This window comes from Flavobacterium notoginsengisoli, assembly GCF_042686225.1.
Lineage (GTDB): Bacteria > Bacteroidota > Bacteroidia > Flavobacteriales > Flavobacteriaceae > Flavobacterium > Flavobacterium notoginsengisoli.
Genome location: NZ_JBHUOT010000019.1, coordinates 17,609 through 34,485 on the forward strand (window position 1 = coordinate 17,609; position 16,877 = coordinate 34,485).

Below are 16,877 nucleotides of genomic sequence, written 5' to 3' on the forward strand. Positions count from 1 at the left end.
ACTTTATTTATTCTCTCGCAGATTTAGGAGATTTAGCTGATCAATTATCAAAAAAATCTTCCTGATCTGCTAAATCTGCGGGAAAAAATTATAAAGAATTCCTCAATATAAGGGCAGATTTATTTTCGATCTGTTCTTTTGTTCCTTTCAAGACCATATCGGCTAGAATTTTTCCCATCATTTCAAAATTGGTTGAAATTGTGGTAATTCCGTTTGCGGCAATTTTCTTTAATGGTGTTTCATTATAAGAAATAATCCCAAAATCTTCTCCCAGTTTTAATTTTCTTGCCATCGCATTTTCGATGACTAAAAGAAGATCTCGGTCGTGAGGAATAATATACAAATCTCCTAAAGCAATAGACTGATTGCTGAAATCGGAAATAATTTCGTAATCAAAACCATAATCATCACAGAAAGATTCAAAACCAATTTTCATTCCGGGCGGTTCTCTAAATCCCGGGAAAATCAAAATCAGTTTTCTGTATTTTGATAATCTTGATTTGCCTTTCATCAAACCTTCATAAATATCTTTTTGGTGATTCTGATAAATTGCAGGAAACATTTTTAAATCCGGATTGGTCTGATCCAAAATTATTACATCATTCACTGGTAGGGTTTTTATTGAATCGACTACATCGTTTAAGTTCGTCGGCATCAAAATATATTTGGTGTAATTTCCGTTACTGTCATTGATCAGTTTTTTAAAAACCTGAACATTGAAATGATGAAAGAAAATATCGACCTGAACATTCTTTCCAATATTTTTGAGAAACGAATTATAAATATCTTCTTTAAAAATATTTAATTCATCAAAAAGCAGAAAAATCTTCTGAGTTATAGTGATTTCAACGCTTTTAACGTAATATCCCTTTCCCGGAATGGCATAAATAATTCCTCTTTTCTTCAATTCGTCATATGCCAGAAGCACTGTATCACGTGATAAAGAAAACGCTAAACAAACTTTATTTACCGACGGAAGACGATCTCCTTTGACCAAATTCCCTTCTTCAATGGCTTTTTCTATTGAAAGAATTATCTGCTTATATTTTGGAAGACCAATATTATTTTGGATAGAAATGATGTTCATAAATAAAGTCATTTTGACTATTAATATTAAAAACTGGTAGGTACTGGTATGCAAATATAGAGAATGTTTCTATTTTTGGATTTCATTATTGGTAAAAATTATATGGAAATAAAACACATATCTCATTTAAAAGACACTCATAATTGCAAATTATTCGGTTTAATGCCTAATAAAGAAGAAATTTATTCTTTTGATTTAGTGAATAAAAATGGAATGAAAGTTCAAATCATCAATTATGGTGCAACCGTAACTTCAATCCAGATTCCCGTAAACGGAAAATTAACCGATGTTGTATTAGGGTTTGATAATCTGGAATCGTACTTAGAATCATATAATTTACCTAGTGCTCCTTATTTTGGAACTACAGTGGGACGTTACGCCGGTCGTATTCATAAAGCTACTTTTAGCCTGAATGAAAAGAAATTTCAGCTTGATGGAAACAATAATGGAAATACGCTTCACGGAGGAACAATGGGATTTGGAAGAAAAGCCTGGAGTGTGACCGATGCAAAAACCGGAGAAAATCCGTCGATTACTTTTGGCCTTTTGAGTGAGCATTTAGATGAAAATTTTCCTGGCGAAATGACGGTTTACCTGACGTACACTTTGACAGAAGAAAACGAATTAAAATTAGAATATAAAGCAACGTCAACAGAAGACACCGTTATTAATTTAACACATCACAGTTATTTTAATCTTGACGGACATGATGGAAATGTTTTGGAACAGCAGATGTTTATCAAATCGACAAAAATGCTGGAAACGAATTCAGATAATATTCCAACAGGAGATTTTACTTATTTAACCGATCATGATTTTGATTTTAGAGCGCCTAAAAATTGTCCGTTTCCTATTGACAATTCTTTTGTAGTCAATTCTGAAACGGAAATCGTAGCGCAGTTAATCAGCTTAAAAAACAAACTTCGCATGAATGTATACACCGATCAGCCAAGCGTACATATATATGTAGGCGGAAATTGTTTCGGAAAATTAAACGGAAAAGAAAATGTTGATTACAATGCGCAGAGCGGTATTTGTTTTGAAACACAAAATTTCCCGGATGCGCCAAATCAGGCACATTTTCCAAATGCTGTTTTGAAAAAAGGAGAACAATATACTCAAAAAACAGTTTACAAATTTGAAACCTTAAACTAACTATTTACCCAATATTACAATTACAACAACTAGAATGAATGATATTTTAATACAGAATACCGTTGCTTTTTTTGAGAAATCTTTCGGATCTTCTCCACAAAAAACGGTACTTTCTCCGGGAAGAATCAATATTATCGGAGAACATGTTGACTACAATGACGGTTATGTTTTACCAGCGGCAATTGACAAAGTAATTTGTTTTGCTTTTGAAAAAAATAACACCAATACCTCAAAAGTAATCGCTATCGATTTAAACGAAGAATTTGAAATCGACTTAACTCAGGAAGTAAAATTGAGTGATGTGGTTTGGACAAATTATATTCGAGGCGTAATCAAACAACTGCAGAATAACGGATTTTCTTTTGAAGGTTTCAACTGTGTTTTCAGCAGTAATATTCCGGTTGGTTCCGGATTATCTTCTTCTGCGGCTTTGGAATGCGGAATGATTTTCGGAATCAAATCTCTTTTTGATTTAAAGATTGAGAAAGTAGATATTTCTTTATTAGGACAAAAAGCAGAACACTGGGTTGGGATCAACTGTGGGATTATGGATCAGTTTTCAAGCGTTCATGGTTTAGAAAATAAAGTAATTAAATTAGACTGCAACACTTTAGATTTTGAATATCACAATGCCGACTTTAAAGACTACTCTTTGATTTTATTGGATTCTAATGTAAAACATTCGCTGTTCACATCAGAATACAATACCAGAAGAATTGAATGCGAAGAAGGATTAGCCATCATAAAAAGTCATTTTCCAGAAGTAAAAAGTTTTAGAGATGCTACGGAAGAACAGGTTTTGAGCCTTAAAGATAAAATGACTGAAAAAGTTTTCAGCAGAGTTCATTTTGTTGTTAAAGAAATTAACCGTGTAATCAAAGCCTGCGAAGCCTTGGATCAGGGAAATATTGAGCTTTTAGGAGAATTACTTTTTGAGACTCATTATGGATTATCGCAAGAATATGAAGTAAGCTGCGAAGAATTAGATTTCTTAGTAGATACTGCAAAAGAAGACCATGCTATTATTGGTTCTCGACTTATGGGAGGCGGTTTCGGCGGCTGCACCATCAATTTAGTTAAAAAAGGATATGAAAATGAGGTTAAAAGTAAGTTTTCGAAACTTTATTTAGATACATTTGGAATTGAATTAAAATTCTATGATGTAAAAATCTCAAACGGAACAACATTACTTTAAACTACAACACACTACAATGAAAAATTTTGACATTAATGAAGATCCGCACAGACGCTTCAACCCATTAATCAACGAATGGGTATTGGTTTCACCTCATCGTGCAAAACGCCCTTGGCAGGGACAAAACGAAACGATTTCGACAGAAGAGCTTCCTAAATACGACCCAACTTGTTATTTGTGTCCAGGAAATGTTCGTGCCAACGGAGTAAATAATCCAGCATACGAAAGCAGTTTTGTTTTTGAAAATGATTTTGCCGCCATGAAACAGGAAGAAATTATTTTTGAAGACGATATCAAACATACTTTCTTTAAGGCAAAACCAGAACAGGGAATTTCAAGAGTGGTTTGTTTTTCGCCAAGACACGATTTGACTTTACCAGAAATGGAAATTGCCGATATCGAAAATATCATCAAAACCTGGCAGAAAGAATATACGGATTTAGGAAATATTAAATTCATCAACCACGTTCAGATTTTTGAAAACAAAGGAAGTGTAATGGGATGCAGCAACCCGCATCCGCACGGGCAAATCTGGGCTCAGTCTTCGCTTCCTACTCAGGTCGAAAAAACGCATAATAGTTTAAAATCGTACTACGATAAAAACAAAAGAACACTTTTAGAAGATTACGTTCAAGCCGAATTGAAAGTTGGTGATCGTATTGTAATCGAAAATGATCATTTTGTTGCATTGGTTCCTTTTTGGGCAATTTGGCCTTATGAAACCATGATTTTGAGCAAAAGAGCCATCAGTAAAATTACCGATTTTACAGCTGAAGAAAGTACTGCTTTCGCTAAAATTTTGAAGCAGTTAACAACGAAGTATGACAATTTATTTAATACTTCTTTCCCATATTCTTCAGGAATTCATCAGGCACCAACCGATGGATTACTTCATCCGGAATGGCATTTCCACATGCATTTTTACCCGCCATTGTTAAGATCGGCAACCGTAAAAAAATTCATGGTCGGATACGAAATGTTAGGAGAATCACAGCGTGATATTACGCCTGAGAAAAGTGCTGAAATTTTGAGACAACAATCAGAAGTACATTATAAAAGCCTTGTAAAAGTGTAAGAATTATCGTTTTATTGAAGTTAAAAACACAAAAATTTAACACAAAACACCTTTTATAAATGTAAAAAACACATTTGCTGATGGTTGATTTCTAAATTTTTATTTTACATTTGGCTTCTGCTTTTATTTTCGCAAAAAAATAACAGAAATAAAACACATCTTGCAATTTTAACAAGATTACACAACACAAAACTGATTGTAAAAACCAAATAAACAAACTTTACCCTATAATAATTATTTAAAATACTACTAACAATGAACCAAAACCTCGCTGTCGCAGATTATGCGGTTTTTATTATTTATTTTATCGTAGTCTCTGTCTACGGTTACACGGTTTACCGCAAACGTAAACAAGACGAACAAGATGCTAAAGCTTATTTTTTGGCTGAAGGAAATTTAACATGGTGGGCAATTGGAGCTTCTCTTATTGCTTCTAATATCTCTGCAGAACAATTCATCGGAATGAGTGGTGAAGGTTTCTTCTTAGGAATCGCTGTTGCTGCTTACGAATGGCTGGCTGCTATCGCCCTTATTATTGTCGCTGTATGGTTTATTCCTGTATATCTTAAAAACAAGATTTACACGATGCCTCAGTTCTTAAAAACTCGTTACAACGAATCTACTGCTTTGATTATGGCAGTTTTCTGGTTGTTTTTATACGTTTTTGTAAACTTGACTTCTATCTTATACTTAGGAGCAGTTGCAATTAACGGTCTTGCCGGAGGAGAATATCTTCATGCTATTATGATCGGATTAGCTGTTTTTGCTTTATTTATTTCTCTTGGAGGAATGAAAGTTGTGGCTTATACAGATGTTATTCAGGTTGCTGTATTAATCATTGGAGGTTTAGTAACTTCTTATATTGCTTTGACTACAGTTGGACAGTATTTTGGAGTAGGCGAAAATGCAATCGCTGGTTTCAAAGTTTTAATGAGAGAAGCTCCTGAGCATTTCAAAATGATTATTCCAAAACCAACTGCAGCATCTTCGCAGCTTGAAATCGATAAATATTTAACTTTCCCGGGATTGTTGTCTTACGCTGCCGGTATCTGGATCATTAACTTAAACTACTGGGGATGTAACCAATACATTACACAAAGAGCACTTGGAGCAGATTTACAAACAGCTCGTACAGGTATTTTATTTGCTGGTATGTTAAAATTATTAATGCCACTTATCGTAATGCTTCCTGGTATTGCTGCTTACGTTTTATATACAAACGGACATTTACCTCAATTAGTTGGAGGAAAAGACGGAGCTTATTCTGCTGTATTAACATTCTTGCCAACTGGATTAAAAGGACTTTCTGTTGCGGCTCTTACTGCTGCAATCGTAGCGTCTTTAGCTGGAAAAGTAAACAGTATCTCTACAATCTATACATTAGATATTCATAAAAAATACATTCAAAAAGAAGCTGGCGAAAAACAGCAGGTAAATATTGGTAGACTTGCCGTTTTTGCTGCAATGCTTTTAGCTGTTTTATTTACTTGGAATGACGTTTTAGGAATTGGTGGTGTTGGTGGATTTACCTACATCCAAAAATACACTGGATTTATCAGCCCTGGAGTTTTTGCTATGTTCTTCTTAGGTATGTTCTGGAAAAGAACTACAGGAACAGCGGCGATCGTTGGGGTAATCTTAGGATTCTTATTATCTGTTTTATTCAACGAATATGCTCCGGCTTTATTTGGTCCCGATACATTTTTATACACCGCTTATCCTAACGGGAAAGGAGCTTTCGAAATTCCGTTCCACATTTGTATGGGATTATCATTCTTATTCACAATGATTGCGATGATCTTAATAAGTTTCGCTGGTCCAAAAGTAAACCCAAAAGCATTCGAGACAGAACCTGGAATGTTCAAAGTACAGCCACAGACTACGGTTTTAATCGTAATTACATTACTGATTATCGTGGCTCTTTATGTTAAGTTCTGGTAATAAATTATCAGTTCTATTCTCTCTATTTTTACAGCTGTTGTTTGTCATGAACAACAGCTGTAAATTTTTTAAAAAAGTTCTAACAACAGAAATAAAAAGCCACGAATTACACTAATTTCCACGAATTATTTTTTTTAACAAAAATTCGAGCTAATTTGTGTGATTCGTGGCAAAAAAATCACAACAAACTATAATAAATAAAAATCATGCAGTTATCATTAACCCAAAAAATCATTATCGTTACGGGAGGTGCAAAAGGAATCGGTTTAGGAATCGTTAAGGTTTTAGCCGAAGAAAATGCAATTCCGTTTATCGTTGGACGTAACGAAAATGACAACATCAAAGCCGTAGAAGAATTAAAAGCCATTGGAAAAGAAGCGCATCAAGTTGCCGCCGATTTGACAAAACCTGAAGACTGCAAAAAAGCTGTTGAAGCCGTAATCGCAAAATTCGGAAGAATCGACGGATTGGTAAACAATGCCGGCGTTAATGACGGTGTTGGATTAGAGAACGGAAATTATGAAGATTTCGCTGCTTCTCTTCACAAAAATTTAGTTCATTATTATTTAATGGCACAGCACGCTCTTCCGTATCTAAAAGAATCAAAAGGAGCCATTGTAAACATCGGTTCAAAAACTGCCGAAACAGGTCAAGGTGGAACCTCAGCTTATGCTGCTTCAAACGGTGGAAGAAATGCTTTAACCAGAGAATGGGCTGTTGAATTGCTGAAATACAGTATTCGTGTAAACGCTGTAATTGTAGCAGAATGTTATACACCTCTTTACGAAACGTGGATCAATACTTTTGAAAATAAAGAAGAAAAACTAGCGGCAATTACCAAAAATATTCCACTAGAAAACAGAATGACAACAGCAGAAGAAATCGCAAATATGGTGGTTTTCTTATTGTCTGAAAAGTCAAGTCATACTACTGGACAGATTATTTATGTTGATGGAGGTTACACTCATTTAGATCGTTCTATTTAAAAAAAAAACATCCGTTCTATTTGTCATTCTGAGGAACGAAGAATCACACGAGAAGCTCCACATGCAAAGTCGCTAATCTTTGTAGAATAACTTGTGTGATTCTTCGTCCCTCAGAATGACAATATTGCGGAAAATTGATTGAGAAATCTTTATCTCTATTTTTTATCCCGAATTACACCAATCATATTTAGAAAATTAATTCGGGTTAATTCGTGCGATTCGTGGCAACTTATTTATTTCTCACGCAGATTTAGCAGATCAGGCAAATTTCTATAAAAATCCTTTTTAATCCTTATTCCCGATAGCTATCGGGAGTGGCAAAACTAACTTTCGCATTATTTTTAAAATCCGAAGGTGTAATTCCCTTAACTTTTTTGAAGAGCTTATTAAAATTTGAAGCCGTTTTATAACCGCATTCATAAGCGATCTCAGACATGCTTTTATCGGTTTCGAGCAGCAATTTGCAGGCATTTGAAATTCGGATTTCGTGCAGATAATCCACAAAATTCTTTTTCGTTTTTACCCTGAACATTCTACAGAAAGAAGTACGCGTCATATTCGCAACAGCGGCAATTTCTTCTAATGAAATATTCTTTTTGTAATTTTTATTGACATATTGAAAAACCTCCGAAAGACGATCTACTTTCGAATCCTTTTGCATCAAAGAATAAATTTCATCATTGATATAAATTATATCCTGACTTTCAGAAAGAATAGACAAAATCTCAAAAAGTCCCACAATAACTTCAAAGTCTTTTTTTGAAGTTAATTTCTCCAGTTTTTTAGCAATCTGTTTATTGGTTTTTCCAATAATCGAAATTCCTTTTCCTGCCTGAAAAAAAAGCTCGTTGATTTTTTGGGTTTCTTTTAATTCATAAAAAGTCGGTCCGAAAATATCTTTATGAAAATATACGACAATCGAATTGGCTTTTAAATCCTCAATTCCCTGATAATATTTCTCATCATTCAGCCAAACATGCGGAATATCAGAACCCAAAAAAACCATATCTCCAGGTTCAAATGGCATTACCGAATTTCCGATAATTCGCTTGCCAAAACTCTCTTTTACATACACCAATTCCAATTCCGGATGTGAATGAAAAGGCGCTTGAAAAAATGGTTCTATACGATTGAGCACCGAAACTTTTGTATTGAGATATGACGCTATTTTGGTTTGTTCCAATTTCATACTGCAAAGATAATTAAAGATTAGACACGGATAATATTAGACTACTAACGAATGTGTAAAAACCCTAATTTTATTTTTCGTTAACTGCCCGAATTCTATACAAAATCAAAGGATTAAATTGTTATAAAACGAAAGCATTGACATCAAAAAAAAGAAAAAAAAAACAAACAACACAATGTCTGAGAATAACACAAAAAAACTGGTTGTAAAACTACATCCAGATGATAATGTATTGGTTGCCTTAACCGATCTTCAAAAAGGCGAAACCATTCATTTTGAAAATGAAACTTACGTTTTACAAGACCTCATCAAGGCCAAACATAAATTCTACATGCAGGATATGAAGCAGGGAGAAGAAGTAAATATGTACGGTGTTTTGGTTGGAAAAGTGCAAAACGATGTAGCAAAAGGAAGTTTAATGACGACCGAAAACCTAAAACATGCCGCAGATCCTTATGCATACAGAAACGCTTCTTACGAATGGAATGCACCGGATGTTTCAAAATTCGAAAACAGAACTTTTAAAGGTTACAAAAGAAAAGACGGACGCGTTGGAACAGCAAATTACTGGCTTTTCATTCCGACTGTTTTTTGTGAAAACAGAAATTTAGATGTCATCAAAGAAGCCTTACACAAACAATTGGGTTATGCTGTAACGGACAAATACAATCAATTTACGCACGAATTATTGGAAGGTTATTTGAAAGGAAATGATATTAACGATATTAATATTGAATTAAATCCGACGCCAAAAAACAAACGTGTTTTTGAAAATGTCGACGGAATTAAATTCTTAAATCACCAAGGCGGTTGTGGCGGAACACGTCAGGATGCTTCGACTTTGAGCGCTTTATTGGCTTCTTATGCCAATCATCCAAACGTGGGCGGAATCACACTTTTAAGTTTAGGATGCCAGCATTTACAAGTTCAGGATTTTGTAAATGATGTAAAAAGACAAAATCCAGAGTTCGACAAACCGTTATTTATTTTTGAACAGCAACAGACAGAAAGCGAAGAAGTTTTAATTACCAATGCCATCAAAAAAACGTTTGAAGGTTTAATCGAAATCAACAAATACGAAAGAACTGATGCTCCTTTAAGCGATTTATGTATTGGGGTAAAATGTGGAGGAAGTGATGGTTTCAGCGGTGTTTCTGCAAATCCTGCTGTGGGTTACACTTCTGATTTAGTTGTAGCTTTAGGCGGAAAAATTCTTTTGGCCGAATTCCCAGAATTATGTGGTGCAGAACAAAATTTAATTGACAGATGTATTACCGAAGATAACGCTAAAAAATTCATCAATTTAATGGAATCTTATGATGAACTGGCGCATAAAGTGGGTTCTGGTTTCCATATGAATCCTTCTCCGGGAAATATCAAAGATGGTTTAATTACTGACGCCATCAAAAGTGCGGGAGCAGCCAAAAAAGGAGGCACTTCTCCTGTTGTTGATGTTTTAGATTATACCGAATTGGTTACTAAACCAGGTTTAAGTTTGGTTTGTACGCCAGGAAATGATGTAGAAGCGACAACTGGAAAAGCAGCTTCTGGAGCAACTTTAATTTTATTTACAACTGGATTGGGAACTCCGACAGGAAACCCAGTTTGTCCAGTAATTAAAGTAGCAACAAACTCTGTTTTGGCAACCAGAATGAAGGATATTATCGATATTGACTGCGGGCCAATTATCAGCGGAGAAAAATCTATTGAAGAAATGGGCGAGGAAATTTTAGAATACTGCATCAAAGCGGCAAGCGGCGAAATTATTCCGAAAGCAGTACAATTAAACCAAGACGATTTTATTCCGTGGAAACGCGGCGTATCTTTGTAAAAAACTATTAAAAAACAACTCATAAAAATTTATATCAAATGTTTTCATTACAAAATAAAAAAGCAATTATCACTGGCGGCGGAAGCGGAATTGGAAGAGCGATTTCGGTTTTATTTGCGAAACAAGGAGCTGAAGTTCACATTTTAGAATTGACTGAAGAAAGCGCAAAAGAAACGGTTGAAGAAATAAAATCAGCTGGAGGAAGTGTTTTTACTCACGCTTGCGACGTTTCGAACCACGAACAAGTAAATTCAACTTTCCAAAAAATCGGAAATATTAATATTCTAGTAAACAACGCTGGAATTGCGCACGTTGGAAAAGTAGACACGACTTCAGAATCTGATTTTGACCGTATTATGAATGTAAACGTAAAAGGCGTTTACAACTGTCTTCACGCTTCAATTCCGGCGCTAAGAAATTCTGGCGGAGGTGTGATTTTGAACTTGGCTTCAATTGCGTGCTGGGTTGGAATTCCAGATCGTTTTGCTTATTCTACAGCAAAAGGAGCGGTTATGGCAATGACTTTATCGGTTGCTAAAGATTATTTGAATGATAAAATCAGATGTAATTCTATTTCTCCTGCAAGGGTTCATACACCTTTCGTAGACGGATTTATTGCTAAAAATTATCCTGGAAAAGAAGAAGAAATCTTCGAAAAACTATCTCAGTCACAGCCAATCGGCCGTATGGGAAAACCAGAAGAAATCGCCACTTTAGCATTATTCTTATGCAGTGACGAATCGTCTTTCATCACAGGTTCAGATTACCCAATTGATGGAGGTTTTATTAAATTGAATAACTAAAAAAAAGAATAGCCACGAATTCACGAATTTTTTCAGTCATAATTCGTGGCTATTTTTATTTAATACAGATTTCACAGATTTTTAAAATCATTTTAATTCGTGAATTCGTGGCTAAAAAAATACACATTACTAAAAAAATTAAAATATGAAACTTATTAGATTCGGAGAAGAAGGAAAGGAAAAACCAGGAGTTTTACTAAATGATAAAAGATATGATGTTTCGTCTATCGTAACCGATTACAACGAAGCTTTTTTTGAAAATGACGGTTTAGCAAAATTAGAAGAAGCTTTAAAAAATAACCCATCTTTAACAGAAGTAAGCGATTCAGTTCGTTTAGGTTCGCCAGTTGCGCGTCCTTCAAAAATTATCTGCATCGGATTAAATTATGTAGATCACTGTGAAGAAACGGGTGCTGCAATTCCGGAAGAACCAATTATTTTCTTTAAATCTACAACCTCTTTATGCGGACCAAATGACAATTTGATTATTCCGAAAAACAGTGAAAAAACAGACTGGGAAGTGGAATTAGCATTTGTTGTAGGCAAAAAAGCAAGCTACGTTTCTGAAGAAGATGCACCCAATTATATTGCTGGATATTGTCTTTTAAATGATTACAGCGAAAGAGCATTCCAAATCGAGCGTGGTGGACAATGGGCAAAAGGAAAAGGTTCTGATACTTTCGCTCCTCTTGGACCAATTATGGCAACTCCAGATGAAGTTGGAGATGTTAACAACTTAAAAATGTGGCTTACTGTAAACGGAAAAACGTTCCAAAACAGTAATACATCAAACTTGATTTTCAAAATCCCATTTTTAGTACATTATTTAAGTCAGTTTATGACATTGCTTCCTGGCGATGTAATCAGTACAGGAACACCTCCGGGAGTTGGATTGGGAATCAAACCAGATCCGATTTACATTAAAGCGGGCGACGTAATCGAATTAGGAATTGAAGGTTTAGGTACAAGCAAACAAACTGCTGTAGCTTACCAAGGATAAATTTAGATTATGGCAACACAAAAATTCTATCTGGCTTTAGATCTTAAAGATGATGCCAATTTAATTGCAGAATATAAAGAACTGCATGAAAATGTATGGCCGGAAATTAAAAAAAGCATTCAAGATTCTGGGATTGAGGTTCTTGATATTTACTGCACTGGAAATCGATTGTTCATGATCATCGAAGCTGATGCCGATTTTACTTTCGAAAAGAAAGACAAAGCCGACGCTGCAAACGAAAAAGTTCAGGAATGGGAAACTTTAATGTGGAAATTCCAGCAAGCTTTACCGTGGGCAAAACCGGGACAAAAATGGATTTTAATGGATAAGATTTTCGGATTGTAATATTCTAATCTTATTTCAAATGATAAAAAAGAGGATTTCAATTTTGGAATCCTCTTTTTGGTTTTAAAACAAAATGGCAATATTATTTTAACATGAAATAAATTATTTATTCTTCCTTTTGCTTACTTTTAGCCACATAAAAATTAACCTCAATTAACCAAAAAATGAAAAAATTAATTATCGCTTGCTTCTTTATTTCGGGAGCAATGTTTGCTCAGGACATGAATGTTGTTAAAGGAAATTTTGACTTTTTAAAAGACCAAAAAGAAATCAACACCGTATTTGATTATAGTAATTTTACTATGATGAAAGAAAATAAACCTGAAGCGCAATATGTTGAAGAACACAAAGCCGATTTGGATAAAAAAGCAAAAGGAAACGGAAATCTTTGGGAGAAAAAATGGATTGTAGCTAAAGATCAAATCTGGACTCCTAAATTTTTAGAAATTGCCAATATCGTTTTAACGAAAGAGAAAAAAGATTTAAACTTTCAGGAAGGTTTAAATACTCCTTATACTTTAATTGTAAAAGCAGTATGGATTTATCCAGGTTGGGATGCAGGAATTATGAAACAGCCTGCAAAAGTAACAACCAATTTAAAATTTGTTGAAACGGCAAATAAATCAAATGTGTTGTTGGAAATTACCAGTGAAGAAGCTCCTGGAGATCAATGGGGAAGCAACTTTAGCAACGAAACCAGAATTGGAGAAGGATTTGCTAAAACTGCAAAAACAATGTCTAAGTTGATTGCTAAAAAAACTAAATAAAGAAAAAGCCCTGATTATTCAGGGCTTTGTTTTTTTATATATTTCAATAACTAAACTGTTATTTTCCTTTCAATAATTTTTCCAAATATTCTACTTTATCTTTTTCAGATTGTACCAACCTTTCATACAATTCAACAACTTTATCAAGCGGATTAAATGTTGGCTGATACTGAATATTTGAATTCATAGATGCATTATCATTATTATTGATTGTATTTCCAATAATATTGAATATCGCTTCTTCCGAAAAATTCTTAATTGCTTCAACACTTACACCAAGTGCTTTTGCAACTTGAATTAATTTTTCTTCATCAATATTTTCGCTATTCTCCATAGCCGATATCGCCTGTTGATTTGTTCCTAAAGCTTGTGCAAGGGCTTCTTGTTTCATGTCTTTTAGTTCACGAATACGGCTTATTTTTCGCCCTATATGATTTGGTTTTATTACTGTACTCATAGCTCAAAGATAATAATTAAGAATAAAAAATAGAAAATGTATCATACCAGATAATGCTGTAAAATACAAAACATTCCTTTTGTCTGAACGAACAAAAATACAATTTTTCAGACAGAAAAAAAGCCCTGATTATTCAGGGCTTTGTTCTTTTTGCATATTTAGTAAATATGCCATATTTGCAATTACGTGATCGTGTTTCTTGACAAACGAATTTTCTTCGTTCCAAACATAACCAGCTAAAACAGCACATATTTTTTCTTTTACTTCTGGATTTTCAGGCTGGTGGAAAAACAACGTTTGTAAATTTCCTGTGTACCATTCTTGTACATAAGTGGTAAAAACGGCAATTCCGCGTTTCATATATTGCGTAAACTCAACTTCCCAGTCAACAGGAATTCCTTGTGATTCTTTCAAATATAATTTTGCTGCCAGCATTCCAGATTCCGTTGCAAAAGCTACTCCCGAAGAGAAAACCGGATCTAAGAATTCTGAACTGTTTCCTGTTAAAGCAAAACCATCGCCATACATTCTTTTTACAGCTCTTGAATAGTTTTCTAATTTAACCGGCTCAAATAAAAATTCTGTTCCAGCAAATCTTTTAATATAATAATCCGATTTCTGAATGGCATTTTTCAAAGCCTCGGCATTGTCTTTATTTTCAGAAAGAGAATTGATGAAATCTGTCGGACCCACAACTCCCAAACTTGTATTTCCATTAGAAAACGGAATTACCCAAAGCCAAACTTCTGTTTCCAGAATATCAAAAGAAATCTGAGTTCCTTCTTCACCTTCTGGTCTATTGATATCTACAACATGTGTAAATATCGAAGAATGCGGATCTAATTTTGAAGGCGTATCCAAATCCAAAAGTCTTGGCAAAACACGTCCGTAACCACTAGAGTCGATAATAAAGTTGGCGTGAATTTCTTTTAGATTTCCTTCTTTGTCTTTTACAATAGTTTTTGATTTTTTTCCTTCAAAAGAAACCTCTAAAACTTCCGTTTCAAATTCCAAATCGATTCCTTTACGTACAATTTCCTGCGCCATCGTATTGTCGAAATCAGCACGAGGAACCTGCCAGGTCCAATCCCAGCCTTCTCCAAATTTTTTACTGAAATCAAAAACACAAATTTCTTCACCTCTGATAAAACGAGCTCCTAATTTTTTCTCGAAGTTCATGGCATCAAGCGCATCAAACAATTCTGCCTCAGCAAAATGATCCATTACCCGAGGAATAAGGCTTTCGCCAACAACAAGTCTCGGAAACTTTTGCTTTTCTACCACTTTAACCTTAACATTGTTTTTAAAAAGATACGATGCCGAAACACATCCGGATGGTCCTGCACCAATCACTAAAACATCAACAAACTCCTTTGTCATATTAGAATTATTATCATTAATTAACCTACATTTGCCATCATCAAAATAACTACATTTATTTTGATAAATAAAATTAAATTAGCGCAACCAAAATTGATTTGATGAATACAATAAATGAATATTTAAGTTTAGCAGAATTTGAAACCATAATCTTTGGAAAAAACAAAGTTGCCATAAGCGATGTGGTTTTAAATCGAGTAAACGAAAGTTTTAATTTCTTGAAAGAATTCTCAGGAAACAAAGTAATCTACGGAGTAAATACTGGCTTTGGTCCAATGGCTCAATATAGAATTAAAGAGTCTGATCAAATTCAATTACAATATAATTTAATTAGAAGCCACTCTTCAGGAACAGGAAAACCTTTAAATGCAGAGTGTGCAAAAGCAGCAATTTTAGCTCGTTTAAATACACTTTCTTTAGGAAATTCAGGAGTTCATCCTTCTGTTATTCATTTAATGGCAGAACTAATCAATAGAGATATTACGCCTTTAATTTTCGAACACGGTGGTGTTGGTGCCAGCGGTGACTTAGTACAATTATCTCACTTAGCTTTAGTTTTAATTGGCGAAGGTGAAGTTTTTTATAAAGGAGAAAGACGAGCAACGGCCGAAGTTTTTGAAATCGAAGGTTTAAAACCAATTCAGGTAGAAATTAGAGAAGGTTTGGCATTGATCAACGGAACTTCTGTAATGACAGGAATTGGAGTTGTAAATGTACATTATGCTCAAAAATTATTGGATTGGTCATTAAAAGCTTCTTGTGCAATCAACGAATTGGTTCAGGCTTACGACGATCATTTTTCTGCAGAATTAAATCAAACAAAACGTCATAAAGGACAACAGGAAGTAGCTGAAAGAATGAGACAAAACCTTTCTGACAGTACTTTAATCCGTAAAAGAGAAGATCATTTATATTCTGGAGAAAATACAGAAGAAATCTTCAAAGAAAAAGTTCAGGAATATTATTCGTTAAGATGTGTTCCTCAAATTTTAGGCCCCGTTTTAGAGACTATAAATAATGTAGCTTCTATTTTGGAAGACGAATTTAACTCGGCAAACGACAACCCGATTATCGATGTAAAAAATCAGCACGTTTACCACGGAGGAAATTTCCACGGAGATTATATTTCGCTTGAAATGGATAAACTGAAAATCGTTATTACCAAATTAACGATGCTGGCAGAACGCCAATTGAATTATTTATTGAATTCTAAAATTAATGAACTACTTCCTCCGTTTGTAAACCTGGGAACATTAGGATTTAACTTCGGAATGCAGGGCGTTCAGTTCGTTGCAACTTCGACAACTGCTGAAAGCCAAATGTTGTCTAACCCAATGTACGTACACAGTATTCCAAACAACAATGACAATCAGGACATTGTAAGTATGGGAACCAATGCGGCCGTAATTACATCAAAAGTAATCGAGAATTCATTCGAAGTTTTAGCCATCGAATTAATTACAATCGTTCAGGCAATTGATTATTTAGGTCAAAAAGATAAAATTTCATCTGTTACCAGAAAATGGTATGACGATGTGAGAAATATAATTCCAACATTTAAAGAAGATCAGGTAATGTATCCTTTTGTTCAAAAAGTTAAAGATTATTTGATCAACAGTTAAAAATTGATATACAAATTTGCCCCAAAGAGTTTTAGTTTTTTAAT

At 34.3% G+C, this 16,877-nt stretch carries 15 protein-coding genes; 11 read left to right on the plus strand and 4 right to left on the minus strand.

Annotation, left to right across the window (positions count from 1 at the left end; genetic code table 11):
• Nucleotides 1-88 precede the first annotated feature (88 nt).
• Entirely contained in the window at nucleotides 89-1,087 is a 999-nt protein-coding gene (locus ACFS3A_RS26080; RefSeq protein ID WP_379828573.1) for a GntR family transcriptional regulator, read from the minus strand.
• Nucleotides 1,088-1,189: 102 nt separating this feature from the next.
• Here ACFS3A_RS26080 and ACFS3A_RS26085 point away from each other — a divergent pair, with 102 nt between their 5' ends.
• The 5 genes from ACFS3A_RS26085 (at nucleotide 1,190) to ACFS3A_RS26105 (ending at nucleotide 7,439) form a co-directional block, all read left to right on the plus strand.
• On the plus strand, nucleotides 1,190-2,242 hold the full coding sequence (locus ACFS3A_RS26085; RefSeq protein ID WP_379828575.1) for an aldose epimerase family protein: 1,053 nt from the start codon (nucleotides 1,190-1,192) through the stop codon (nucleotides 2,240-2,242).
• 34 nt (nucleotides 2,243-2,276) lie between these two features.
• The gene (galK, locus tag ACFS3A_RS26090) at nucleotides 2,277-3,437 is read left to right on the plus strand and encodes a galactokinase (RefSeq protein WP_379828577.1); all 1,161 of its coding nucleotides are present in this window, start codon (nucleotides 2,277-2,279) and stop codon (nucleotides 3,435-3,437) included.
• Nucleotides 3,438-3,453: 16 nt separating this feature from the next.
• Complete coding sequence (locus ACFS3A_RS26095; protein ID WP_379828578.1) at nucleotides 3,454-4,512, plus strand: UDP-glucose--hexose-1-phosphate uridylyltransferase; 1,059 nt, start codon at nucleotides 3,454-3,456, stop codon at nucleotides 4,510-4,512.
• 255 nt (nucleotides 4,513-4,767) lie between these two features.
• Nucleotides 4,768-6,453: a sodium/sugar symporter gene (locus ACFS3A_RS26100; RefSeq protein ID WP_379828580.1), complete on the plus strand. Its 1,686-nt coding sequence runs from the start codon at nucleotides 4,768-4,770 to the stop codon at nucleotides 6,451-6,453.
• Nucleotides 6,454-6,659: 206 nt separating this feature from the next.
• On the plus strand, nucleotides 6,660-7,439 hold the full coding sequence (locus ACFS3A_RS26105) for an SDR family oxidoreductase (RefSeq protein WP_057115557.1): 780 nt from the start codon (nucleotides 6,660-6,662) through the stop codon (nucleotides 7,437-7,439).
• A 292-nt stretch (nucleotides 7,440-7,731) separates the two neighbouring features.
• On the opposite strand, the gene ACFS3A_RS26110 is transcribed toward ACFS3A_RS26105, so the two are convergent.
• Nucleotides 7,732-8,628, minus strand: coding sequence for an AraC family transcriptional regulator (locus ACFS3A_RS26110; RefSeq protein WP_379828582.1), 897 nt, complete (start codon nucleotides 8,626-8,628; stop codon nucleotides 7,732-7,734).
• Nucleotides 8,629-8,803: 175 nt separating this feature from the next.
• Between ACFS3A_RS26110 and ACFS3A_RS26115 the strand changes: the two genes are divergently transcribed.
• From ACFS3A_RS26115 to ACFS3A_RS26135, 5 genes are all read left to right on the plus strand, one after another.
• Nucleotides 8,804-10,459, plus strand: a complete 1,656-nt coding sequence (locus ACFS3A_RS26115; protein WP_379828584.1) for a UxaA family hydrolase — start codon at nucleotides 8,804-8,806, stop codon at nucleotides 10,457-10,459.
• 38 nt (nucleotides 10,460-10,497) lie between these two features.
• Nucleotides 10,498-11,262: an SDR family NAD(P)-dependent oxidoreductase gene (locus tag ACFS3A_RS26120; protein ID WP_379828586.1), complete on the plus strand. Its 765-nt coding sequence runs from the start codon at nucleotides 10,498-10,500 to the stop codon at nucleotides 11,260-11,262.
• A gap of 145 nt (nucleotides 11,263-11,407) precedes the next feature.
• Nucleotides 11,408-12,262, plus strand: coding sequence for a fumarylacetoacetate hydrolase family protein (locus ACFS3A_RS26125; RefSeq protein ID WP_379828587.1), 855 nt, complete (start codon nucleotides 11,408-11,410; stop codon nucleotides 12,260-12,262).
• A 9-nt stretch (nucleotides 12,263-12,271) separates the two neighbouring features.
• Entirely contained in the window at nucleotides 12,272-12,607 is a 336-nt protein-coding gene (locus tag ACFS3A_RS26130) for an L-rhamnose mutarotase (protein WP_095930655.1), read from the plus strand.
• A 164-nt stretch (nucleotides 12,608-12,771) separates the two neighbouring features.
• The gene (locus ACFS3A_RS26135) at nucleotides 12,772-13,374 is read left to right on the plus strand and encodes a hypothetical protein (RefSeq protein WP_379828589.1); all 603 of its coding nucleotides are present in this window, start codon (nucleotides 12,772-12,774) and stop codon (nucleotides 13,372-13,374) included.
• Between the two features lie 58 nt (nucleotides 13,375-13,432).
• Here ACFS3A_RS26135 and ACFS3A_RS26140 read toward each other — a convergent pair whose 3' ends face one another.
• Together ACFS3A_RS26140 and ACFS3A_RS26145 are read right to left on the minus strand one after the other, a co-directional pair.
• Complete coding sequence (locus ACFS3A_RS26140) at nucleotides 13,433-13,831, minus strand: helix-turn-helix domain-containing protein (RefSeq protein WP_379828590.1); 399 nt, start codon at nucleotides 13,829-13,831, stop codon at nucleotides 13,433-13,435.
• A gap of 129 nt (nucleotides 13,832-13,960) precedes the next feature.
• A complete protein-coding gene (locus ACFS3A_RS26145) occupies nucleotides 13,961-15,211 on the minus strand; it encodes an NAD(P)/FAD-dependent oxidoreductase (RefSeq protein ID WP_379828592.1) in 1,251 nt (416 codons plus the stop codon).
• Nucleotides 15,212-15,312: 101 nt separating this feature from the next.
• Between ACFS3A_RS26145 and ACFS3A_RS26150 the strand changes: the two genes are divergently transcribed.
• Nucleotides 15,313-16,833, plus strand: coding sequence for an HAL/PAL/TAL family ammonia-lyase (locus tag ACFS3A_RS26150; RefSeq protein WP_379828594.1), 1,521 nt, complete (start codon nucleotides 15,313-15,315; stop codon nucleotides 16,831-16,833).
• Nucleotides 16,834-16,877 lie beyond the last annotated feature (44 nt).

Bases quoted from the DNA above. Each gene is read 5' to 3' on its own strand.
- ACFS3A_RS26080 (WP_379828573.1), bottom strand. From the start codon at position 1,087: ATGAACATCATTTCTATCCAAAATAATATTGGTCTTCCAAAATATAAG.
- ACFS3A_RS26085 (WP_379828575.1), top strand. From the start codon at position 1,190: ATGGAAATAAAACACATATCTCATTTAAAAGACACTCATAATTGCAAA.
- galK (WP_379828577.1), top strand. From the start codon at position 2,277: ATGAATGATATTTTAATACAGAATACCGTTGCTTTTTTTGAGAAATCT.
- ACFS3A_RS26095 (WP_379828578.1), top strand. From the start codon at position 3,454: ATGAAAAATTTTGACATTAATGAAGATCCGCACAGACGCTTCAACCCA.
- ACFS3A_RS26100 (WP_379828580.1), top strand. From the start codon at position 4,768: ATGAACCAAAACCTCGCTGTCGCAGATTATGCGGTTTTTATTATTTAT.
- ACFS3A_RS26105 (WP_057115557.1), top strand. From the start codon at position 6,660: ATGCAGTTATCATTAACCCAAAAAATCATTATCGTTACGGGAGGTGCA.
- ACFS3A_RS26110 (WP_379828582.1), bottom strand. From the start codon at position 8,628: ATGAAATTGGAACAAACCAAAATAGCGTCATATCTCAATACAAAAGTT.
- ACFS3A_RS26115 (WP_379828584.1), top strand. From the start codon at position 8,804: ATGTCTGAGAATAACACAAAAAAACTGGTTGTAAAACTACATCCAGAT.
- ACFS3A_RS26120 (WP_379828586.1), top strand. From the start codon at position 10,498: ATGTTTTCATTACAAAATAAAAAAGCAATTATCACTGGCGGCGGAAGC.
- ACFS3A_RS26125 (WP_379828587.1), top strand. From the start codon at position 11,408: ATGAAACTTATTAGATTCGGAGAAGAAGGAAAGGAAAAACCAGGAGTT.
- ACFS3A_RS26130 (WP_095930655.1), top strand. From the start codon at position 12,272: ATGGCAACACAAAAATTCTATCTGGCTTTAGATCTTAAAGATGATGCC.
- ACFS3A_RS26135 (WP_379828589.1), top strand. From the start codon at position 12,772: ATGAAAAAATTAATTATCGCTTGCTTCTTTATTTCGGGAGCAATGTTT.
- ACFS3A_RS26140 (WP_379828590.1), bottom strand. From the start codon at position 13,831: ATGAGTACAGTAATAAAACCAAATCATATAGGGCGAAAAATAAGCCGT.
- ACFS3A_RS26145 (WP_379828592.1), bottom strand. From the start codon at position 15,211: ATGACAAAGGAGTTTGTTGATGTTTTAGTGATTGGTGCAGGACCATCC.
- ACFS3A_RS26150 (WP_379828594.1), top strand. From the start codon at position 15,313: ATGAATACAATAAATGAATATTTAAGTTTAGCAGAATTTGAAACCATA.